The organism is Mycoplana sp. 10N416, assembly GCF_056394765.1.
Genome location: NZ_JBFTIM010000010.1, coordinates 164,350 through 186,159 on the forward strand (window position 1 = coordinate 164,350; position 21,810 = coordinate 186,159).

Sequence of the window (21,810 nt, forward strand, 5' to 3'; positions counted from 1 at the left end):
GAATGATGCTCGGAGGTCGGTCATAGTTGCCGGCGGAGCACGAATGATGCTCGGAGGTTGGTCATAGTTGCCGGCGGAGCACGTCATGTCCCCCGCCGGCAATCCGGCTCATTCGGCCGGCGGCAACTCGCTGACATCCATCGTCTGCAGTTTGTCACCGATTCCTTCGGCGCTGGCCGGATTGGCGCGGCCGCGCAGAGATTTTTCAGAGATGTCGATGACTGGCTGGGCAGCCCGGGCCGCCTGGAGCGATTGCTCCAGTTCGTCGTCCTGCCGCAGCGAGGTGGAACCCGGCCGTTCGCCACGGGCGGCTTCAAGCTGACCGTTCAAGATCGCTCTTTCGGTGCGGAGCTGGCGGATTTCCGCTTTCGCGATCTCAAGGCTCGTCCGCAGTTGCCCGATTTCGTGCCGGTCCATTTCGGATCGCGTTTCAAAATCGCGACGAGATCCTTCCCAGTCGCGCTCCCGCTGGTTGCGCAGGCCTTCCAGTTCTCGCAGTTTCAGGGCCAGTTCGCTGTTCTGCGCGGCGAGATTGCGACGGGCGTTCTCGCTTTCCGCGCCCGTTGCCCGTGCGCGCGACAACTCCTCCGACAGCCGCTCGGTGCGCGAAGTGGTCGAATGCAGGTCCGACTTCAGCCGCTTCAGTTCGGCGCGGGCCGAGCGAAGCTCTTCGTCCGTCATGCGGTTGCGACCGTTCGCCGTTGCGAGCAGCTTCTCCGCCAGTTCCGCTTTCGAGCCGAGGGCTTCCTGCCGCGTGTTCATGTGCGCGATCTGCAGCGCAGTCGAGTTCTGCAGTCCCTCCAGCTCCTCCTCGAGGTGGCGGTTTTTCTCCTCCAGAACCGCAATCTCCTGACGGAGCCCGGCCGCGCTGGCCTGCAGGCTCCGCAATAGGACCTCCTGCTGTGACAGCGTGTTCTTGAGCTGGTTCTTCTCCTCGTTCAGACGGGTCATTTCGCGCGATTGAGCGGCGCTTTCCCGTCGCGACGTCTCGGCCAGCAACTGATGGGCGGTGCTCTCGATGTCGAGCTTTTCCCGCAAGGTCGCCAGTTCGCGGCCGCGCAATTCGAGTTCCTGCTGCGTCCGCTTCACCATTGCGGTCGCCTCGTCGAACTGCCCGCTTCGGTCGGACATTTCGCGTTCGGCATCCGCCAGCCGCGTTTCGATGATCGACAGCTCTTCGCAGGTCACGCCATGCAGGGCTTGCAGCTTGACATATTCCTGGCGGACTGCGTCGATCTCGACCCGAAGCTGGGCATTGTCGGTCCGGACTTCCTTGTTCTCGACGGCAAGTCGGCCATTGTCGTGATCGAGCTTGCGGCGCGTGGTGCCTTCGTATTCCAGCAGCGAACCGAGCCGCGCGCATTCGATACGCAGCGTTCCGGCCTCGTTCAAAGAGCGGGAATGGGCTGTGAGCAAGGTTGTCACACGGTCCTGCACGAAGGAGAGGCTGGCTACCAGTTCCTCGGAGGATTGCTTGTTCTCCTCCAGCGCCAGGCCGAAGGCTTCATAGTCGACGATTTCCGCTGAGGCGGCCGGAACACTGGTTTCGACGGGTTGGGCAGTGCTGCCCCGCGCGCTCACCGTCGGGCGTTGCGCGTCAAACTTTGCCGCCACCCTGCCATTGTCTTCACTGCGACGAAAAAAACTCATGACCATCCCTTGCGCCCCGGGTCCAAAAGTCAAAATTTCTGCAGCCTGCGACTACACTTCCCAGCGGCTTCAAATTGCTTAAATATTTCAGTATTTCAGCATCTTCAGTTCGGGCGGCGACGTCATTGACCTGGACCGGCAGGTAAGACGCTCCGGGCAATCTTGTCAAAATGGTGGCGGCGGTCCGCGTCGCGAGTTAAGAGTAATTAACAACTTTTTTGCGTTGCCTCGACGCATTTCCACCTGACGCTGCGTGAGTTGCGCAAGTGGCTCCCACGGTGGCCTGCCCTTGCCAAGACGCGTCAAAAAGGGCAAAGCACGCGGCAAATGGAAGCCCGGATGCCGTCATGAAAGCAAAACCAACGACGCCGCGATCGATCGACCATCTGGTCATGCCAGTTTGCGATTTGTCTGTTGCGCGCGAGCGGCTAACGCGGCTCGGATTTACCGTCGCGGCAGATGCGCGCCATCCGTTCGGCACGGAAAACTGCTGCGTTTTCTTGTCGGACGGCTGCTACCTTGAGCCGCTTGGCATTGCCAACCGGGAAGAATGCGAGGCGGCGGCGCGGGCGGGCAACGCTTTTATCGCTCGCGACCAGGCCTTTCGGTTCCGGCGCGGTGCGGACGGCTTTTCTGCGATCGCGATGACGACCGGCGACGCATGGGCCGACGATCAGCGCTACAGCGCGGAAGGCTGTTCGGCTGGCGAGGTTCTGGAGTTTTCACGCGACATTTTGTTGCCGGACGGCCGCAGCGCGACCGGCAGTTTCCGGCTGGCATTTGCCGCCGATCTGCGCGCTCCCGACTTCTTCTTTTTCGCCTCGCAGCGCGTCGCGGCGCTGCCGTCGGACCGTGCGGCGCTGGAGCAGCACCAGAACGGCGTCGTGGCCTTGTCTGAAGTCGTGCTCTCGGAGCAGAATCCGACGGATTTCCAGTACCTCGTCCAGCTGGCCGCCGACGAACGCGAGGTGGAAGCGCATTCGTTCGGGATGAGTGTGGATACGCCGCGCGGACGGATCACGGTGCTCAACAGCGCCGGCATGCGCGGCTTCTACGGCATCGAGGGCGCTGGGGGCGATCGCGGCCTGAAGGGTGAAGCGGTGGTCTTCCGCGTCGCGGACATGGCGCGTTGCCGTCGCCATTTTGAGCGCAATGACATTGAATTCACCGAGCGTGGCAATTGCCTGATCGTCGCGCCCGCTCCAGGGCAGGGTGCCCTTTTCGTTTTTGGAGAATGACAATGAAAACGAACGCAATTGTCACTGCTGGCGAAGGGCTCGGCAAGGTCGTCTTTTCACAGAACGAGAAGCTGGTTTTGATGGCAGGCCCCTGCCAGATGGAGAGCCGCGACCACGCCTTCATGATAGCCGGAAGGCTCGTCGAGATGTGCCGCGCGCTTGGTGTGGGACTGGTCTACAAGTCCTCCTATGACAAGGCCAACCGTACCTCTCTCGCCGGCAAGCGTGGCATCGGCCTGGAAAAGGCAATGGAGGTCTTTGCCGATCTGAAGAAGGAATACGGTTTCCCGGTTGTTACCGACGTGCATACGGAAGAGCAGTGCGGCCAGGTCGCTCCCACTGTCGACGTCCTGCAGATTCCGGCTTTCCTTTCGCGGCAGACCGACCTGCTCGTCGCAGCCGCAAAGACTGGCCGTGTCATCAATGTCAAGAAGGGCCAGTTCCTGGCGCCCTGGGACATGAAGAACGTGCTGGCAAAGCTCACCGAGAGCGGCAACCCCAACGTGCTTCTATGCGAGCGCGGTGCTTCCTTCGGCTACAATACGCTGATCTCCGACATGCGTTCGCTGCCGATCATGGCCTCGCTCGGCGCGCCGGTCGTGTTCGATGCGACCCATTCGGTCCAGCAGCCGGGTGGGCAGGGCGGCTCCTCCGGCGGTCAGCGAGAATTCGTGGAAACGCTGTCGCGTGCGGCCGTCGCCGTTGGGATCGCCGGCCTGTTCATCGAAACGCACGAGGACCCGGACAATGCGCCCTCGGATGGCCCGAACATGGTGCCGCTGAAGGACATGCCCCGGCTTTTGGAAAAATTGCTCGCGTTCGACGCGGTGGCCAAGGCCGCCTAGGCGAGATCGTGCGCAGAGGCCTGCTCCCACCGCCAAGCGGGCGGTGATGTGCGGGGTCAGAGACCGGATCTGCATGAATGTTTCATGTCAGCCGCACGGATGGCGGCCGCCATCTGTGCGGCGCCATTGTAATTTCCGACCTTTGCAGTAAACAGGCCCAACCTTCTTCATCCCTAGAAAGCAGGAACCCCTCCAATGACCGCAATCATCGACATCATCGGCCGCGAGATCCTCGACAGCCGCGGCAATCCGACCGTCGAAGTGGATGTTCATCTTGAAGATGGCAGCTTCGGGCGTGCCGCCGTTCCCTCGGGCGCATCGACCGGCGCCCATGAGGCTGTCGAACTGCGCGACGGCGGCACGCGCTATCTCGGCAAGGGCGTCGAGCGCGCCGTGGAAGCGGTCAACGGCGAGATCTTCGAGGCGGTCGGCGGCCTCGACGCGGAAAACCAGATCCTGATCGACCAGACGATGATCGAACTCGACGGCACGCCGAACAAGGCGCGCCTCGGCGCCAACGCCATCCTCGGCGTGTCGCTCGCCGTCGCCAAGGCGGCGGCAGAGGCCGCCGGCCTGCCGCTCTATCGCTATGTCGGCGGCCCGAACGCCCGCGTCCTCCCCGTTCCGATGATGAACATCATCAACGGCGGCGCCCATGCCGACAACCCGATCGACTTCCAGGAGTTCATGATCGTCCCGGTTGGCGCCGAGACGATCCGCGACGCCGTCCGCATGGGCTCGGAAGTGTTCCACACGCTGAAGAAGCAGCTCTCGGCCGGTGGCTTCAACACCAATGTCGGCGACGAGGGCGGCTTTGCGCCGAACCTGGAATCCGCGCCCGCCGCCCTCGACTTCATCATGAAGTCGATCGAAAAGGCCGGCTACAAGCCGGGTGAGGACATTCACATCGCGCTCGACTGCGCCTCGACCGAATTCTTCAAGGACGGCAAGTACGTGCTCGAAGGCGAGGGCCGCACGCTCGAGCCCGGCGCCATGGCCGACTACCTTGCCGAACTCTGCGCCAAGTACCCGATCTTCTCGATCGAGGACGGCATGGCCGAGGACGATTGGGACGGCTGGAAGCTCTTGACCGACAAGATCGGCGGCAAGGTGCAACTCGTCGGCGACGACCTGTTCGTCACCAACTCCGCCCGCCTGCGCGACGGCATCAAGATGGGCGTCGGCAACTCGATCCTCGTCAAGGTCAACCAGATCGGCTCGCTCTCCGAGACGCTCGACGCGGTCGAGACCGCCCACAAGGCACGCTACACCGCCGTCATGTCGCACCGTTCCGGCGAAACCGAGGATTCGACGATCGCCGACCTCGCCGTCGCCACCAACTGCGGCCAGATCAAGACCGGCTCGCTGGCCCGCTCCGACCGCACTGCCAAGTACAACCAGCTGATCCGCATCGAGGAGCAACTCGGCCCGCAGGCCAAGTACGCCGGCAGCTCGATCCTGCGCGGCTGATTTACGCACAATCGGCGTGGGGGGCTGCCCCTCACCCTAACCCTCTCCCCGCTAGCGGGGAGAGGGGACTGGTACGTTGCGGCATCTGTCCTTCGCCCCGCTTGCGGGGAGAAGGTGCCGGCAGGCGGATGAGGGGCCGTCTCGACTCTGTTGGCTGGAACGGGGTTCGGACAGGCACTGTTCATCGCCAGCCCCGCCCGAAAGAGCCGGTTACTCGGCGTCGCTGTTTAATCCCGCTCATTGTGGAAAGCGCCGCAAACCAGAGCTGCTCCCCACTCCCTCCATCATGGTCAACGCTCGGTTAACCGGTCGGCGTTACAGTGAGCTCGTACTGCGTATCGAGGCTCCTCCATGTGGACCAAACATCACAAGCAACGCCGGCTGGGCCGGTTCGTCGTTCCGGCGATCACGATCGCCTTCCTCTCCTATTTCAGCTATCATTCGATCCACGGTGGCTTTGGGCTGCGTGCGATGGAGCAATTCGAACGCAACCGGATTACCCGCCAGGCGCGGCTCGACGTGCTGGTCGAGGAGCGCAAGCGGTTGGAGCGTGAGGTCGCGCTGATGAGCGACGGCTCGCTGGAAAGGGACATTCTGGACGAAAAAGCGCGCTTCGCACTCAACATGTCGCGAAGCGACGAGATCGTTATTTTCCACTGACAAGGTCGATTAACTGAAATCAAGTTAATCGATAATACTGCTGCTATTTCAGTTGCTTGCACGGAATGCGAGCCATGCATTTATGGCATTGCTCGCGCGTCGTCCTTCCCCTATGGTTTGTACAAAAGGCATGAACCCGGGGAGGACTGTATGGCTCCGCGTAAAACCGCGACCGTATCAAGCCGCAAGAGTGCGGCAAAGCCTGTCAAGAAAGACTTCAACGGCGGTATCATCGCCGATTTTTCCAAGGAAGACGACCTCAAGGCCTATCGCGAAATGCTGCTGATCCGGCGTTTCGAGGAGAAGGCCGGCCAGCTCTACGGCATGGGCTTCATCGGCGGCTTCTGTCACCTCTACATCGGCCAGGAAGCCGTCGTCGTCGGGATGCAGGCGGCGTTGAAGGAGGGTGATCAGGTCATCACCGGTTATCGCGATCATGGTCACATGCTGGCTTGCGGCATGAGTGCACGTGGCGTGATGGCGGAACTGACCGGACGCCGTGGCGGCCTTTCCAAGGGCAAGGGCGGCTCGATGCACATGTTCTCCAAGGAAAAGCACTTCTACGGCGGCCACGGCATCGTCGGCGCGCAGGTGTCGCTCGGCACCGGCCTTGCTTTTGCCAACCGCTACCGCGGCAACGATAATGTGTCGCTCGCCTATTTCGGCGATGGCGCTGCCAACCAGGGCCAGGTCTACGAGAGCTTCAACATGGCGGCACTCTGGAAGCTGCCGGTGATCTACATCATCGAGAACAACCGCTACGCCATGGGCACCGCGGTGTCGCGCGCTTCGGCTCAGACGGACTTTTCCCACCGCGGCGCCTCCTTCAACATTCCGGGCTACCAGGTGGACGGCATGGACGTGCGCGCGGTCAAGGCCGCTGCCGACGAGGCCGTCGCGCACTGCCGCTCCGGCAAGGGGCCGATCATCCTCGAAATGCTCACCTACCGCTATCGCGGCCACTCGATGTCCGACCCGGCGAAGTACCGCACCAAGGACGAAGTGCAGAAGATGCGCTCCGAGCACGACCCGATCGAACAGGTGCGTGCGCGCCTGCTGGAAAAGGGCTGGGCCACCGAGGACGAGCTGAAGCAGATTGACAAGGAAGTGCGCGATGTCGTGGCCGACAGCGCCGACTTCGCCCAGTCCGATCCGGAGCCGGATGTATCCGAGCTCTACACCGATATTCTGATCTGATCCGGGCGGAGGAACCAAATATGCCGATCGATATTCTCATGCCCGCTCTGTCGCCGACGATGGAAGAGGGCACGCTTTCCAAGTGGCTCAAGATGGAAGGCGATGCCGTCAAGGCCGGCGACGTGATCGCCGAGATCGAAACCGACAAGGCGACCATGGAAGTGGAAGCCGTCGACGAGGGGACGATCGCCAAGATCGTCGTTCCGGCCGGCACCGAAAACGTCAAGGTCAATGCGCTGATCGCCGTGCTTGCGGCGGAAGGCGAGGATGTTGATCAACTCGACAAGGGCGTCGGCGAGGACGAGGTGAAGCCGGCGAAGGCCGTCGAGACACCGGCCGCCGCCAAGGCTGAGTCGGCCCCGACCGCAGCCGCCGTTCCCGCCCAGCCGATCGCGCAGGTGGCTGCCGATCCGGACATTCCGGCCGGCACCGAGATGGTTTCGACGACCGTGCGCGAGGCTCTTCGTGACGCCATGGCCGAGGAGATGCGCCGCGACGGCGACGTCTTCGTCATGGGCGAGGAAGTGGCCGAGTATCAGGGCGCTTACAAGATCACCCAGGGCCTGCTGCAGGAGTTCGGCGCAAGCCGCGTGATCGATACGCCGATCACCGAGCACGGCTTTGCCGGCGTCGGTGTGGGCGCCGCGATGACCGGCCTGAAGCCGATCGTCGAGTTCATGACCTTCAACTTCGCCATGCAGGCGATTGACCAGATCGTCAACTCGGCGGCAAAGACCCTCTACATGTCGGGCGGCCAGATGGGCGCGCCGATCGTATTCCGCGGTCCGAGCGGCGCGGCGGCGCGCGTCGCCGCGCAGCACTCCCAGTGCTATGCCGCCTGGTACAGCCATATCCCCGGCCTCAAGGTCGTCATGCCCTACACGGCGGCTGACGCCAAGGGCCTGCTGAAGGCCGCGATCCGCGACCCTAACCCGGTGATCTTCCTGGAAAACGAGATCCTCTACGGCCAGCACTTCGACGTGCCGAAACTCGACGATTTCGTGCTGCCGATCGGCAAGGCGCGCATCCATCGCCCCGGCAAGGATGCCACCATCGTCTCCTTCGGCATCGGCATGACCTATGCGACGAAGGCGGTTGCCGAACTGGAGAAGGAAGGCATCGACGTCGAGCTGATCGACCTGCGGACCATCCGGCCGATGGACCTGCCGACGGTCATCGAATCGGTCAAGAAGACCGGCCGTCTCGTCACCGTCGAGGAAGGTTTCCCGCAGAGCTCGGTCGGCACCGAAATCGCCACCCGCGTCATGCAGCAGGCCTTCGACTATCTCGACGCGCCGATCCTGACGATTGCCGGCAAGGACGTGCCGATGCCCTATGCGGCAAACCTCGAGAAGCTCGCGCTTCCGAACGTCGGCGAAGTTGTCCAGGCGGTGAAAACCGTCTGCTACAAGTAAGGGGAGGGCGGAGACATGCCGATCAACATCACCATGCCCGCCCTTTCGCCGACCATGGAGGAGGGCAACCTCTCCAAATGGCTCGTCAAGGAAGGCGACAAGATCAAGTCCGGCGACGTGATTGCCGAAATCGAGACCGACAAGGCGACCATGGAAGTGGAAGCCGTCGATGAGGGCACGATCGCCAGGATCGTCGTTCCCGCCGGCAGCGAAGGCGTCAAGGTCAATTCGCTGATTGCGGTGCTTGCCGCCGATGGCGAGGACGTCAAGGCAGCCGCAAGTGCTGCTGGCGGCGCTCCGGCACCAAAGGCGGAAGCGGCTGCACCGGCAGCGGCTCCGGTACAGGCTGCGCCGAGCGCACCTGCCACATCCGCTGCGCCGGCGGCGCCCGTTGCCGCCCCGGCCAAGGCCGACGGCAACCGAACCTTCTCCTCGCCGCTGGCCCGTCGCCTCGCCAAGGAAGCCGGTATCGACATTGCGGTGGTCGCCGGCTCCGGTCCGTATGGCCGCGTCGTCAAGGCCGACGTCGAGGCTGCGGTCGCCGGTGGCGGAGCCAAAAAGGCTGTCGCGGCTCCAGCTGCTGCACCTGCGGCGCTTGCCAAGGGCCCGTCCGACGAGACCGTGCTCAAGCTGTTCGAGGAAGGTTCCTACGAACTCGTGCCGCACGACGGCATGCGCAAGACGATCGCCCGCCGACTCGTCGAGTCCAAGCAGACCGTGCCGCACTTCTACGTTTCGGTCGACTGCGAGCTCGACGCGTTGATGGCGCTGCGCGCGCAGATCAATGCCGCAGCCCCGGAACGGGACGGCAAGCCGGCCTACAAGCTCTCGGTCAACGATATGGTGATCAAGGCCATGGCGCTGGCGCTCAGGGATGTGCCGGACGCCAACGTCTCCTGGACCGAGTCCGCGATGGTCAAGCACAAACATTCCGACGTCGGCGTCGCCGTGTCGATCCCGGGCGGCCTGATCACCCCGATCATCCGCCATGCGGAAACGAAGAGCCTGTCGGCCATCTCCAATGAGATGAAGGACCTCGGCAAGCGCGCCAAGGAACGCAAACTGAAGCCGGAAGAGTACCAGGGCGGCACCACCTCGGTCTCCAACATGGGCATGATGGGCGTGAAGAATTTTGCCGCCGTCATCAACCCGCCGCACGCGACGATCCTCGCGGTCGGCGCCGGCGAGGAGCGCGTGGTCGTGAAGAAGGGCCAGATGGTCATCGTCCAGGCGATGACGGTGACGCTCTCGACCGACCACCGCTGCGTCGACGGCGCGCTCGGGGCCGAACTGCTGCAGGCCTTTAAGCGCTACATCGAGAACCCGATGGGGATGCTGGTCTAATGCCCAAGGTCGGGGATAAGAATCCTCGCGGCCAAATTGTGATGGGCGACACGGGTCGCCCATCTACTACTCATGGAAATCAACGTATTTGGCATATGCAGTGCGCCCATTGTGGGGTCGACTATGGAGCAAACGGTTGTGATTGCCATATTCGGAAGTGCCCCCACTGTCAGGGCGGGCGGCCATCTGAGCCACTTCGGTAGGTGTGTTCCATGAAAACCGTTCTCTGCTACGGCGACAGCCTGACCTGGGGCTACGATGCGGAAACGCTCGGGCGCCATGCGTCGGAGGACCGTTGGCCGAGCGTTCTGCAGAAGGCGCTCGGACCGGATGTGCAGGTGATCGTCGAGGGGCTGAACGGCCGCACCACGGCCTATGACGACCATCTCGCCGATTGTGACAGGAACGGCGCCCGCATCCTGCCGACAGTCCTGCATAGCCATGGCCCGATCGATCTCATCATCCTCCTGCTCGGCGCCAACGACATGAAGCCGGTGCTCTGCGGGACCGCCTTCGGAGCGATGCAGGGCATGGAGCGGCTGGTCAATCTGGTGCGCCACCATGCCTGGCCCTTCGACAGCGAGGAACAGCCGGAGATCCTGATCGTCGCGCCGCCGCCGCTCTGCGAAACGGCGAACACGGCCTTCGCGGCGATGTTTGCCGGCGGGGTCGAGCAGTCGGCCATGCTGGCGACGCTCTATGCGGACCTGGCCGACGAAAAAGGCTGCGGCTTCTTCGATGCGGGCTCGGTGGCGCAGACGACGCCGCTCGACGGGGTGCATCTGGATGCGGAGAACACGCGGGCGATCGGTCGGGGACTGGAGCCGGTCGTGCGCATGATGCTGGGGCTTTGACGGCGATGTTTGATGGAGATCAAGGAGTTACGCGTTTCGCGGTCTAGGCTGGTTGCATCGACTTGAAAAGGAGATGCGACCATGTCGAACACCCCGCACCAACTGGCTGAGGAATTCCCGGAATATGTCGGCAAGATTCGGCACTTGCGGGAGGTCGACGGACACTTCCACCGCATCACCGAAGATTATGATGTGGTGAACCGGGCGATCCATCGGGCGGAAACGAACATCGAGCCCGCGGACGACTTCCACATGGCGGACATGCGGAAGGAACGAATGCGGCTCAAGGACGAAATCTACGGGACGCTGACGCGGCTGGAAACTGCGGAGGAGCGTCCCTGAGGGTCGGAGACGCTTCCGCTCCTCGGACAACGACGGCAGGGCGCTTCTGCGCAAGGCCCTAAGAGACATAAAGAGGAGTGGAAGCGCTCATGGCGAACGCCTACGACGTCATCGTTATCGGTTCGGGTCCCGGCGGCTACATCGCCGCCATCCGCGCCGCCCAGCTCGGCCTCAAGACGGCGATCGTCGAGCGCGAACATCTGGCCGGCATCTGCTCCAACTGGGGCTGCATCCCGACCAAGGCGCTGCTGCGGTCGGCGGAGATCTTCCACTACGCGAAGCATCCGGGCGATTACGGCATCAAGATCGAAGGCACGGTGACGCCGGACCTCAAGGCGATCGTCGCCCGTTCGCGCGGTATCGCCCAGCGGATGAACGGCGGTGTCGGCTTTTTGATGAAGAAGAACAAGGTCGACATCATCTGGGGCGAGGCGAAGCTGACGAAGCCCGGCGAGATCGTCGTGTCGAAGACGACCAAGGCGATCCAGCAGCCGCAGGCGCCGCTGCCGAAGAATGTCCTGCCGGAAGGCACCTACACCGCCAAGCACATCATCATCGCCACCGGTGCCCGCCCGCGCGCGCTGCCCGGCATTGAGCCGGACGGCAAGCTGATCTGGACCTATTTCGAGGCGATGAAGCCGGAGGAAATGCCGAAGTCGCTGCTCGTCATGGGCTCTGGCGCGATCGGCATCGAGTTCGCTTCGTTCTACCGCACCCTCGGCGTCGATGTGACGGTGGTCGAAGTGATGCCGACCGTGATGCCGGTCGAGGATGCGGAAATCTCCGCGCTCGCCAAGAAGCAGTTCGAGAAGCAGGGCATGAAGATCCACCTGGAGGCCAAGGTCATCAAGGTGGAGAAGGCGGCCAATTCGATCACCGCCCATGTCGAGATGAAGGATGGCAAGGTCGAGAAGATTATGGCCGACCGGATGATCTCGGCCGTCGGCGTGCAGGCCAACCTCGAAAGCATCGGTCTGGAAGCACTCGGCGTGAAGACCGACCGCGGCTTCATCGCCATCGACGGTTACGGCAAGACCAACGTGCCGGGCATCTACGCGATCGGTGACGTCGCCGGCCCGCCGATGCTCGCCCACAAGGCCGAGCACGAGGCGGTGATCTGCGTCGAGAAGATCGCAGGTCTCCCGAACGTCCATCCGATGGACAAGCTGAAGATCCCCGGCTGCACCTATTGCCATCCGCAGGTCGCCTCGGTCGGGCTGACGGAAGCGAAGGCGAAGGAACAGGGCCGCGACGTCCGCGTCGGCCGCTTCCCTTTCGTCGCCAACGGCAAGGCGATCGCGCTCGGCGAGGACCAGGGCATGGTCAAGACGATCTTCGACAAGAAGACCGGCGAACTGCTCGGCGCCCATCTGGTCGGCGCCGAAGTCACCGAACTGATCCAGGGCTTTGTCGTCGCCATGAACCTTGAGACGACAGAGGAAGAACTGATGCACACGATCTTCCCGCATCCGACGATTTCAGAGACGATGAAGGAAAGCGTGCTCGATGCCTATGGGCGGGCGCTGAACGCGTAGGGGCGTTCTCGGGATTGCCCCTCACCCTAGCCCTCTCCCCGCGTGCGGGGAGAGGGGACGTGCCCGACGCTGAGCCGGAGTTTGACTGAGGCGTTGCGGCATTCTTCCTTCTCCCCGCAGGCGGGGAGAAGGTGCCGGCAGGCGGATGAGGGGGAGATCCTCACTCCAGCGGGGCGATGACGGGCTTCTGAACTTGGACGAGGAGACATTGCATGGACGTGGGGTGGATCGCGGGGATCATCATCGGCGGTGTGGCGGGATGGCTCGCCGGCAAGCTGATGGATATCCGCTTCGGTGTCTTCATGAACGTCATCATCGGTATGGTCGGCGCAGTTCTGGCGAACGGGATCTTCGATCGTGCCGGCATCCATGTCGCCAGCGGTTGGCTGGGTTACCTCGTGCAGGGTTTCGTCGGCTCCTGCATTCTGTTATTCCTCGCGAAACTCGTCAGGCGTTGACGGCTCTCGCAGCATAGTCGGTTAAAGGCAGGTATTTATGGTCACGATTCTTGACAGGACCAATGGCGATGAACCGCGCGTCCGTCATCCGGAAAAAGCGCATCGTCCCGACACTGAAGTGCTGCGCAAACCGGAGTGGATTCGCGTCAAGGCGCCCGTCTCGAAGGGCTACCAGGAGACGCGTTCCATCGTGAAGGACAACAAGTTGGTGACGGTCTGCGAAGAGGCGGGCTGTCCCAACATCGGCGAATGCTGGGACAAGAAGCACGCCACCTTCATGATCATGGGCGAAATCTGCACCCGTGCCTGCGCGTTCTGCAACGTTGCCACCGGCAAGCCGAACGCACTCGATCAGGACGAGCCGGAAAACGTCGCCAAGGCCGTCAAGCAGATGGGCCTGTCGCACGTCGTCGTCACTTCCGTCGACCGCGACGACCTAGACGACGGTGGCGCCGAACATTTCGAGAAGGTGATCTGGGCGATCCGCGCCGCATCGCCGACGACGACGATCGAGATCCTCACCCCCGACTTTCTGAAAAAGCCGGGCGCGCTGGAGCGCGTCGTCGCCGCGAAGCCGGACGTCTTCAACCACAATTTGGAAACCGTGCCGGGCAACTACCTGACCGTTCGTCCGGGCGCGCGCTACTTCCACTCCGTCCGCCTGCTGCAGCGCGTCAAGGAGCTTGACCCGACGATGTTCACCAAGTCGGGCATCATGGTCGGCCTCGGCGAGGAGCGCAACGAGGTGCTCCAGCTGATGGACGACCTGCGCACCGCCGACGTCGACTTCCTGACAATGGGCCAGTACCTGCAGCCGACCCGCAAGCACCACAAGGTGGAAAAGTTCGTCACGCCGGAGGAGTTCAAGTCCTACGAGACGGTGGCTTACACCAAGGGCTTCCTGATGGTCTCCGCCAGCCCACTGACGCGCTCCTCGCATCACGCCGGCGACGACTTCGCCCGGCTGAGGGTCGCCCGGGAGAAGAAGCTGCTCGCCGCGGCCGAATAGTTTCCAATCTGCAAGTTTGTGCGGGCCGTGGTTGTGAAACCGCGGGCCGCATCCTTTTGGGGGATCCGGTTGTCGGCCAACGTCAGCGGGCGTAGGCTGCAGGTGTCGCCTCTCGCTGGCGGCGAGTGGCCGGTTGCCCGCGAGGGAGGTTGCGCATGGATATCGAGGTCCTGTTCCGGCAGGCGGCAGACGAGGCCGCCCGGTATCGCAAGTCCGTTTCTGAGCGGCTGCACCGACCCAAAGAGGACTACGCGGCGGCGTCGGACGCATTCGACGAGCCGTTGCCCGAGGTCATGTCCGAGCCGGGTGCCGTCATCGAGGCACTGGTGGCGCGGGCGGAACCCGGTCTGCACCTGATGACGGGGCCGCGTTTCTTCGGTTGGGTGATCGGTGGTTCGCATCCCGTCGGCGTCGCCGCCGACATGCTCACCTCCGCCTGGGGCCAGAATGCCGGAAACCATTCCGCGGCACCGGCTGCCTCCGCAGTTGAGGCACTATCCGCGCGGTGGCTGCTCGAACTGCTCGACCTGCCGTCGGAGAGTTCGGTTGGCTTCGTCACGGGTGCTACGGTTGCAAATTTCACCTGCCTTGCGGCTGCCCGCGGCGAAGTGCTGCGCAGGCAGGGCTGGGATGCGGATGCGCAAGGGCTGTTCGGAGCCCCGCCGATCACCGTATTGATCGGCGAAGATGCCCATACCACTGTGTTTTCAGCCCTGCAGTTTCTCGGCCTTGGGCGTGACCGGGTAATCAGGATCCCAACCGACGAGGAGGGGCGCATCCGACCGGATGCGTTCATTACGGCCCTGGCAGCCATCGACGGGCCGGCGATCGCCATTCTTCAGGCCGGGCAGATCAATACCGGCTCCTTCGACGGTTTCGCCGCACTGATCCCGGAAGCAAAGGCAAAGGGCGCCTGGGTGCATGTCGACGGCGCCTTCGGTCTCTGGGCGCGAGCCTGCCCGGCAAAGCGCCCCCTCGCGGTGGGCATCGAACTGGCCGACAGCTGGGCGACGGACGGTCACAAGTGGCTGCAGACGCCCTACGACTGCGGATATGCGATCGTGCGGGACGAACTTGCGCACCGGCGGGCGATGACGATTGCAGCAAGCTATCTGCCGCTGGCGCAGGCGGGTGAACGCGACCCGTCGCACTATGTGCCGGAACTTTCGCGTCGCGCCCGCGGCTTTGCCACCTGGGCCATGATCAAGCATCTCGGTCGCAGCGGCATTGCCGAGCTTGTGGAGAAAAACTGCCATGCCGCAACCGAGATTGCCCGCATGCTCGCGGCGCGCGACGGCATCCGCGTGCTGAACGCGCTGCAACTCAATCAGGTCATCGTGCAGTTCGGCGACGACCTTGCTCCGGAGGCGGCGGACCGCATGACGCAGGATGTGATCGCGCTCCTGCAGAGGGAGGGGCAGATCTTCGCCGGCGGTGCTGAGTGGCGCGGTCGCCAGGTGATGCGGATATCCGTGTCGAACTACCAGACTGACGAGGACCAGGCCGAGATGGCTGCGGAAGTCATCCTCGCGGCCTATGCAAGGGTGTCCTCCGGGATGGCGTGAGCGGACCAGGCAACGCGCTTGTTCGCTGGACCATCTTGTTTCGCGACGTGTGTTTGAATATCTGGTCAGCATGCCAAAGTTCGAAACGCACCGCCCCGTTCCGCATACGCCCGAGCAGATGTACATGCTCGTCGCCGACGTCGAGCGTTATCCCGAGTTCCTGCCGCTTTGCGAGGGGCTCGTCGTGCGCACGCGCAAGGAGCGCGACGGCAAGGAATTGCTGATCGCCGACATGACCGTCGGTTACAAGGCGATCCGCGAAACGTTCACCACGCAGGTGCTGTTGAACAGCGCCGAACAGGCGATCGATGTGAAATACATCGACGGCCCGTTTCGGTATCTCGACAACCGCTGGCGTTTCGAACCGCTTGGCGAGGGTGGATGCAACGTCCACTTCTTCATCGACTACGAGTTCAAGAGCCGGATCCTGGGCGCGTTGATGGGGTCGATGTTCGAGCGGGCCTTCCACATGTTCTCCGAAGCCTTCGAGAAGCGCGCGGATACGATCTACCGAAGCTGAGGAACTGCGGTCTCGGGGCGAGCGGCAGTTGCTTGTTTTCTTTTCCCGCTTGCGGGGAGAAGGTAATGAGGGGCGGAAATGCCCTGAGGCCCGGATCCGACGACCGCTCCGGCTTCAACTCATGCACCGCCCCGGTCGGGCCTCAGGCTCCGCCGAGTTCCGAAAGCATCTCTAGAGCGGTGCGAACCGTGGCCAGGCGGATCCCGCGACGACCAATGTCGCCATAGCGCATCTCGCGGTGCCGCAAGTGGCCGTCCCGCCGCGCGGCGGCCAGATGGACGAGACCCACCGGCTTTTCCGGCGAGCCGCCGCCGGGACCGGCTATGCCGGTGACGGCGACAGCGACCTCGGCGTTCGAAGCGGCAAGCGCCCCGCGGGCCATCTCGATCGCCGTCTCCTGCGAGACAGCGCCATGGAGTGCCAGCGTCGCCTCGGACACCTTCAACAACTCCGTCTTGGCAGCATTGGAATAGGTCACGAAGCCGCGGTCCACCACTGCGGACGATCCGGCGATCTCGGTCAGCGCGGCCGCGATGAGGCCGCCGGTGCACGATTCAGCCGTGGCGACCCGCAGGCCGCTGTCTGAAAACGCCTCCACCAGCGACCGGGCTTGATCCTCAATGTCGGCAGGCCACATGGTCTTGGCTCCGTTTATCGGTAGACGACGGTTGCGGTGGCGATCGCCGCGATGCCTTCGCGGCGGCCGATGAAGCCGACCTTTTCATTGGTCGTCGCCTTCACCGAGCAACGATCGAGCGCAATGCCGAGCATGTCGGCCAGGTTCTTCCGCATCTCCTCGCGGTGCGGGCCGATCTTCGGCGCTTCCGCGATCAGGGAGACGTCTGCATTCATGATCACACCGCCCTTGGCGCGCACGATCTTCGCCGCATGCTCGAGGAAGATGCGTGAGGCGGCCCCTTTCCATTGTGGATCGGATGGGGGGAAATGGTCGCCGATGTCGCCGGCGCCGCAGGTGGCAAGTAGCGCATCCGTCAGCGCGTGCAGCGCCACGTCGGCGTCGGAATGGCCTGAAAGCTTTTGGTCGTGCGGCAGGAAAATGCCGCAGAGCGTCACGCCGTCGCCTTCGACCAACTGGTGAACATCGTAGCCGTTGCCCGTGCGTACGTCGGGCAGGGCAGTTTCGGAAAGGCGCTCATCGGCCATGGCGATATCCTTCTGTAGCGTCAGCTTGACGTTGTCGACGGCGCCTTCGACCAGGCGCACCGGGACGCCGGCCCATTCGGCAATCGCCGCATCGTCCGTAAAATCGTCGCGCCCGCCGGCTGCGGCGCGCCGGTGGGCGTCCAGGATGGTTGTGAAGTGAAAGGCCTGCGGGGTTTGCGCGGCAAACAGGCCGGCGCGCGGCACCGTTTCGGCAACGTGACCGTCGGCGTTGGAGCGTTTCAGCGTGTCGGCGACGGCAACAGCGGGAAGCACGGCGCGGTCGCCGGCGACAAGGGCCGTTTCGATCCGACGAAGCAGATCAAGATCGACAAACGGTCGGACGGCATCCTGGATGAGGACGTGGGTGATGTTGGACCCCGCGAGCGCTTCTAGCCCGGCCAGGACGGATTGTTGTCGCGTCCGGCCGCCAATGACGGTGCGGATCCGCGCCTTGCCGTCCGGCACCCGGGCAAGTGCATTGGCAAACAGGTCACTATCGTCGGGGTGGATCACGGCAATGATGTCCCGTGCCGGACTCCAGTTGAGGAAGGCGTCGAGCGTGCGCGCGATCACCGGCCTGCCACCGATGCTGCGGTACTGTTTCGGGCCGTCCGGGTGTGACCCCGCCCGTTCTCCGCGTCCCGCGGCGACAACGATCACGCCGCACGAGAGCCTGCTGTTCTCGCCCATGCCCTGCCATTTCCTCCGGCTTCAGGTGTTTCGGCCGGTTTAGACCGTTCGCCGCGACAAGGCCAGCGATATGCGGAAAATTGCGGGAGACGGTCAAAACGACTTGGCAAGTGGAAATCGTCTGGCTAAAAATAATGCACAACATTCCTCTGCATGAAAGATGAGCATTTGGTTCAAGCGGATCTCTCAGCACCGCTGACAATCGGCAATCAGACCCTGCGTAATCGCGTCGTCCTGGCGCCGATGTCGGGTGTTACCGACCTGCCGTTCCGCGAACTCGCTTGGCGCTTTGGCGCGGGTCTCGTGGTCACCGAGATGGTGGCAAGCCGCGAGCTTGCCGGCAATGCACCGGAATCCTGGGCGCGGATCCGCAATCGCGGAATTCGGCCGCACATGGTCCAACTCGCCGGCCGCGATGCGCACTGGATGGCGGAGGCGGCGCGCCTTGCCGAGGCAAACGGCGCAGACATCATCGACGTCAATATGGGCTGCCCGGCCAAGAAGGTTATTGGCGGCTATTCCGGTTCGGCGTTGATGCGCGAGCCTGACCATGCCTTGCGGCTGATCGAGGCTACGGTCGGAGCCGTGAAGGTGCCGGTAACGGTCAAGATGCGGCTCGGCTGGGACCACGACAGCCTGAACGCGCCGGACATCGCCGCGCGCGCCGAGGGAGCAGGCGTGCAACTGATCACCGTGCACGGCCGCACCCGCATGCAGTTCTATGAGGGCAGGGCGGATTGGGACGCGATCCGCGCGGTTCGCGATCGGATCACGGTGCCGCTGATCGCCAATGGTGACGTCGACACCGCGGAGGATGCGGTGGAAATCCTTGGGCGATCCGGCGCGGACGCCGTCATGGTCGGCAGGTCTGCGCAGGGACGCCCATGGCACCCCGCAGTGCTCGGGGGTGCATGTGAAGAACCGACCGGCGCGGAGCGCGCCGCCATCGCCGTCGAGCATTATCGGACGATGCTGGATTTCTACGGCCCCGTCGCCGGTCTTCGCCACGCGCGAAAGCATGTCGGCTGGTACCTGGAGCGCTATGCGCCCTGGCTGGAGCGCACGGAAAAGGCGCCGCTGATGACATCGACCGACAGCGAATTCGTTGCGGCCCGATTGGCGGAAGCCCTGTGCGAGGTCGGCGGGCCGGCGAAGCGAGATGAGAAAGCGGCATGAGCGGCGCGGGAACGGAAGATCAGTTCGACGGCAACGGGCTCGCCCTTGCGGTGTTGAACGCGATCCAGCACCCCGTCGTCTTGGTCGATAAAGCCGGCCATATCGCCTTTGCCAACTGGGAGGCCGAGTCGTTCTTCGGGGCAAGCGCCAGCCATTTGTCACGGCATGATTTCAGCAATTTCATTCCCTTCGGAAGTCCGCTTCTGACGTTGATTGAACAGGTCAGAGAACGCCGGGCGGCGGTCAACGAGTACCGGGTGGATCTCAGCTCGCCACGGCTCGGGACCGACAAGCTGGTCGATCTCTATGTCGCGCCGGTCACCAGTGAACCCGGCTCGGTCGTCGTGGTCCTGCAGGAGCGGTCGATGGCCGACAAGATCGACCGGCAATTGACCCATCGCGGAGCAGCCCGATCCGTGACCGGGCTGGCGTCGATGCTTGCGCATGAGATCAAGAATCCGCTTTCCGGTATCCGCGGCGCTGCGCAACTCCTGGAAACCTCCGTGCTGGACGAGGATAGGGCGCTGACGCGGCTGATCTGCGATGAGACCGATCGGATCGTGTCGCTTGTCGATCGCATGGAGGTTTTTTCCGACGAGCGCCCGGTCGACCGCGTTGCGTTGAACATTCACGCGGTGCTCGATCACGTGAAGGCAGTGGCGCGTGCAGGTTTCGCCCGCAACATCAAGATCAGCGAGAACTATGACCCATCCTTGCCGCCGGTCTTCGCCAACCGCGACCAGTTGGTTCAGGTGTTTCTCAACCTGATCAAGAACGCGGCGGAGGCGATCGGCGACAGGCCCGATGGAGAGATCCTGCTGACGACCGCGTACCGGCCGGGTATCCGGCTGTCGGTGGCGGGAACCCGGGAAAAGGTGTCGCTGCCGCTCGAGTTCTGCGTGCACGACAACGGGCCCGGCGTGCCGCCCGACCTGCTGCCGCACCTGTTCGACCCCTTCATCACGACGAAGACCAACGGATCGGGCCTCGGTCTGGCGCTTGTCGCCAAGATCATCGGCGCGCACGGCGGCATCATCGAATGCGACAGCCCGGGCCATCGCACGACCTTCCGCGTGCTGATGCCGGCATCAAAAGGCGTGAGCGAGGATGACGAAACTCCCGAGAACAAAGGAACGAGCAGATGACAGGCGCCACAGTCCTTGTTGCCGATGACGATGCGGCGATCAGAACGGTTCTCAACCAGGCGCTGAGCAGAGCGGGCTATGATGTGCGGATCACCTCCAACGCTGCAACGCTGTGGCGCTGGATCGCCGCCGGCGAGGGCGACATCGTCGTGACCGATGTCGTCATGCCCGATGAGAACGCCTTCGACCTGCTGCCGCGCATCAAGAAGGCGCGTCCCGATCTGCCCGTTCTGGTGATGAGTGCCCAGAACACCTTCATGACCGCGATCAAGGCCTCCGAACGCGGCGCCTATGACTACCTGCCAAAACCCTTCGATCTGACCGAACTGATTGCGATCGTCGGTCGCGCGCTGGCCGAGCCGAAGAAAAAGCCGGCGAGACCCGATGACGACATGCAGGACGGCATGCCTCTTGTCGGCCGCTCGGCGGCGATGCAGGAAATCTATCGGGTGCTGGCACGGCTGATGCAGACGGACCTGACGCTGATGATCACCGGCGAGTCCGGGACCGGCAAGGAGCTGGTGGCGCGGGCCCTGCACGACTATGGCAAGCGCCGCAACGGACCCTTCGTCGCGATCAACATGGCGGCGATCCCGCGCGACCTGATCGAGTCGGAACTGTTCGGCCACGAGAAGGGCGCCTTTACCGGCGCGCAGAATCGCTCGACCGGCCGCTTCGAGCAAGCCGAGGGAGGGACGCTGTTTCTCGACGAGATCGGCGACATGCCAATGGATGCGCAGACGCGGTTGCTGCGCGTCCTCCAGCAGGGTGAATATACGACCGTTGGCGGGCGCACGCCGATCCGCACCGACGTCCGGATCGTCGCCGCCACCAACAAGGACCTCAAGCAGTCCATCAATCAGGGGCTGTTTCGCGAGGATCTCTATTATCGGCTGAACGTCGTGCCGTTGCGGCTCCCTCCGTTGCGCGACCGGTCGGAAGACATACCCGACCTCGTGCGCTATTTCGTCCAGCAGGCCGAGAAACAGGGACTCGATGCCAAGCGATTCGACCAGGAGGCGCTGGATTTGATGAAGGCGCATCCCTGGCCGGGCAATGTGCGGGAGCTGGAGAACGTAGTCCGCCGCCTCACCGCGCTTTATCCACAGGATGTGATTACAAAGGAAATCATCGAATCCGAGCTTCGCGCGGATATTCCCGATAGCCCGATCGAGAAATCCGCGCCCCGCAATGGCGCGCTCACGATATCCCAGGCGGTCGAAGAGAACATGCGCCAGTACTTTGCCAGTTTCGGCGATGGTTTGCCGCCGCCCGGGCTCTACGACCGCGTCCTTGCCGAAATGGAATACCCCCTCATCCTTGCCGCGCTGACGGCCACCCGAGGCAACCAGATCAAGGCGGCTGATCTTCTCGGTCTTAACCGGAATACGCTTCGCAAGAAGATCAGGGAACTCGGCGTCTCGGTTTATCGCAGCTCCCGTCTGGCTTGACTTCGCTTCGCTCCGCGTTGCATTTTCGCCACATTGTGTTGCTTGGTGGTAACAGATGCACTGCTGGCGAATAGGCTGAGTC

The 21,810-nt window shown here is 63.3% G+C and carries 20 protein-coding genes; 17 read left to right on the top strand and 3 right to left on the bottom strand.

What is annotated here, in order from left to right; genetic code table 11:
• Nucleotides 1-108: 108 nt before the first annotated feature.
• Entirely contained in the window at nt 109-1,650 is a 1,542-nt protein-coding gene (locus tag AC1DDS_RS20430; RefSeq protein WP_477480518.1) for a hypothetical protein, read from the bottom strand.
• Between the two features lie 347 nt (nt 1,651-1,997).
• Between AC1DDS_RS20430 and AC1DDS_RS20435 the strand changes: the two genes are divergently transcribed.
• The 14 genes from AC1DDS_RS20435 to AC1DDS_RS20500 all read left to right on the top strand — a co-directional run bounded on the left by AC1DDS_RS20435 (nt 1,998) and on the right by AC1DDS_RS20500 (nt 16,102).
• Entirely contained in the window at nt 1,998-2,888 is an 891-nt protein-coding gene (locus tag AC1DDS_RS20435) for a VOC family protein (protein ID WP_477480519.1), read from the top strand.
• Nucleotides 2,889-2,890: 2 nt separating this feature from the next.
• Complete coding sequence (gene kdsA / locus AC1DDS_RS20440; RefSeq protein WP_477480520.1) at nt 2,891-3,733, top strand: 3-deoxy-8-phosphooctulonate synthase; 843 nt, start codon at nt 2,891-2,893, stop codon at nt 3,731-3,733.
• Nucleotides 3,734-3,928: 195 nt separating this feature from the next.
• Nucleotides 3,929-5,203: a phosphopyruvate hydratase gene (gene eno, locus AC1DDS_RS20445; RefSeq protein ID WP_477480521.1), complete on the top strand. Its 1,275-nt coding sequence runs from the start codon at nt 3,929-3,931 to the stop codon at nt 5,201-5,203.
• 351 nt (nt 5,204-5,554) lie between these two features.
• Complete coding sequence (locus AC1DDS_RS20450) at nt 5,555-5,863, top strand: FtsB family cell division protein (protein ID WP_192244911.1); 309 nt, start codon at nt 5,555-5,557, stop codon at nt 5,861-5,863.
• A gap of 150 nt (nt 5,864-6,013) precedes the next feature.
• Nucleotides 6,014-7,060 carry a pyruvate dehydrogenase (acetyl-transferring) E1 component subunit alpha gene (gene pdhA, locus AC1DDS_RS20455; RefSeq protein ID WP_477480522.1) on the top strand — a complete coding sequence of 349 codons (1,047 nt, stop codon included), beginning with the start codon at nt 6,014-6,016 and terminating at the stop codon, nt 7,058-7,060.
• A gap of 20 nt (nt 7,061-7,080) precedes the next feature.
• Nucleotides 7,081-8,475: a pyruvate dehydrogenase complex E1 component subunit beta gene (locus AC1DDS_RS20460; RefSeq protein ID WP_477480523.1), complete on the top strand. Its 1,395-nt coding sequence runs from the start codon at nt 7,081-7,083 to the stop codon at nt 8,473-8,475.
• A gap of 15 nt (nt 8,476-8,490) precedes the next feature.
• Nucleotides 8,491-9,819 carry a pyruvate dehydrogenase complex dihydrolipoamide acetyltransferase gene (locus tag AC1DDS_RS20465; RefSeq protein WP_477480524.1) on the top strand — a complete coding sequence of 443 codons (1,329 nt, stop codon included), beginning with the start codon at nt 8,491-8,493 and terminating at the stop codon, nt 9,817-9,819.
• A 212-nt stretch (nt 9,820-10,031) separates the two neighbouring features.
• Nucleotides 10,032-10,673, top strand: a complete 642-nt coding sequence (locus AC1DDS_RS20470) for an SGNH/GDSL hydrolase family protein (protein ID WP_477480525.1) — start codon at nt 10,032-10,034, stop codon at nt 10,671-10,673.
• 81 nt (nt 10,674-10,754) lie between these two features.
• On the top strand, nt 10,755-11,015 hold the full coding sequence (locus AC1DDS_RS20475; RefSeq protein ID WP_310420526.1) for an HP1242/YdcH family protein: 261 nt from the start codon (nt 10,755-10,757) through the stop codon (nt 11,013-11,015).
• A gap of 89 nt (nt 11,016-11,104) precedes the next feature.
• Nucleotides 11,105-12,550, top strand: coding sequence for a dihydrolipoyl dehydrogenase (gene lpdA, locus AC1DDS_RS20480; protein WP_477480526.1), 1,446 nt, complete (start codon nt 11,105-11,107; stop codon nt 12,548-12,550).
• A gap of 212 nt (nt 12,551-12,762) precedes the next feature.
• Nucleotides 12,763-13,008 (top strand): GlsB/YeaQ/YmgE family stress response membrane protein, encoded by a 246-nt coding sequence (locus AC1DDS_RS20485; RefSeq protein ID WP_477480527.1) that lies wholly within the window; start codon nt 12,763-12,765, stop codon nt 13,006-13,008.
• Nucleotides 13,009-13,045: 37 nt separating this feature from the next.
• Nucleotides 13,046-14,017: a lipoyl synthase gene (gene lipA / locus AC1DDS_RS20490; protein WP_477480528.1), complete on the top strand. Its 972-nt coding sequence runs from the start codon at nt 13,046-13,048 to the stop codon at nt 14,015-14,017.
• Nucleotides 14,018-14,172: 155 nt separating this feature from the next.
• The gene (locus AC1DDS_RS20495; protein ID WP_477480529.1) at nt 14,173-15,582 is read left to right on the top strand and encodes a pyridoxal phosphate-dependent decarboxylase family protein; all 1,410 of its coding nucleotides are present in this window, start codon (nt 14,173-14,175) and stop codon (nt 15,580-15,582) included.
• A 70-nt stretch (nt 15,583-15,652) separates the two neighbouring features.
• Nucleotides 15,653-16,102, top strand: a complete 450-nt coding sequence (locus AC1DDS_RS20500; protein WP_477480530.1) for a type II toxin-antitoxin system RatA family toxin — start codon at nt 15,653-15,655, stop codon at nt 16,100-16,102.
• A gap of 142 nt (nt 16,103-16,244) precedes the next feature.
• Here the strand turns inward: AC1DDS_RS20500 and AC1DDS_RS20505 are convergent, their stop codons facing one another.
• On the bottom strand, nt 16,245-16,739 hold the full coding sequence (locus tag AC1DDS_RS20505; protein ID WP_477480531.1) for a CinA family protein: 495 nt from the start codon (nt 16,737-16,739) through the stop codon (nt 16,245-16,247).
• A gap of 14 nt (nt 16,740-16,753) precedes the next feature.
• Entirely contained in the window at nt 16,754-17,956 is a 1,203-nt protein-coding gene (locus tag AC1DDS_RS20510) for a bifunctional 2-C-methyl-D-erythritol 4-phosphate cytidylyltransferase/2-C-methyl-D-erythritol 2,4-cyclodiphosphate synthase (protein WP_477480532.1), read from the bottom strand.
• 153 nt (nt 17,957-18,109) lie between these two features.
• On the opposite strand from AC1DDS_RS20510, the gene dusB reads away from it, so the two are divergent.
• The 3 genes from dusB to ntrC are packed head-to-tail and all read left to right on the top strand — an operon-like array spanning nt 18,110 to nt 21,728.
• Nucleotides 18,110-19,132 (top strand): tRNA dihydrouridine synthase DusB, encoded by a 1,023-nt coding sequence (gene dusB, locus AC1DDS_RS20515; protein ID WP_477480533.1) that lies wholly within the window; start codon nt 18,110-18,112, stop codon nt 19,130-19,132.
• Complete coding sequence (locus AC1DDS_RS20520; protein ID WP_477480534.1) at nt 19,129-20,277, top strand: two-component system sensor histidine kinase NtrB; 1,149 nt, start codon at nt 19,129-19,131, stop codon at nt 20,275-20,277. The genes dusB and AC1DDS_RS20520 overlap by 4 nt, the downstream gene beginning before the upstream one ends.
• Nucleotides 20,274-21,728 carry a nitrogen regulation protein NR(I) gene (ntrC, locus tag AC1DDS_RS20525; protein WP_310420506.1) on the top strand — a complete coding sequence of 485 codons (1,455 nt, stop codon included), beginning with the start codon at nt 20,274-20,276 and terminating at the stop codon, nt 21,726-21,728. The genes AC1DDS_RS20520 and ntrC overlap by 4 nt, the downstream gene beginning before the upstream one ends.
• The last annotated feature ends 82 nt before the right edge of the window (nt 21,729-21,810 follow it).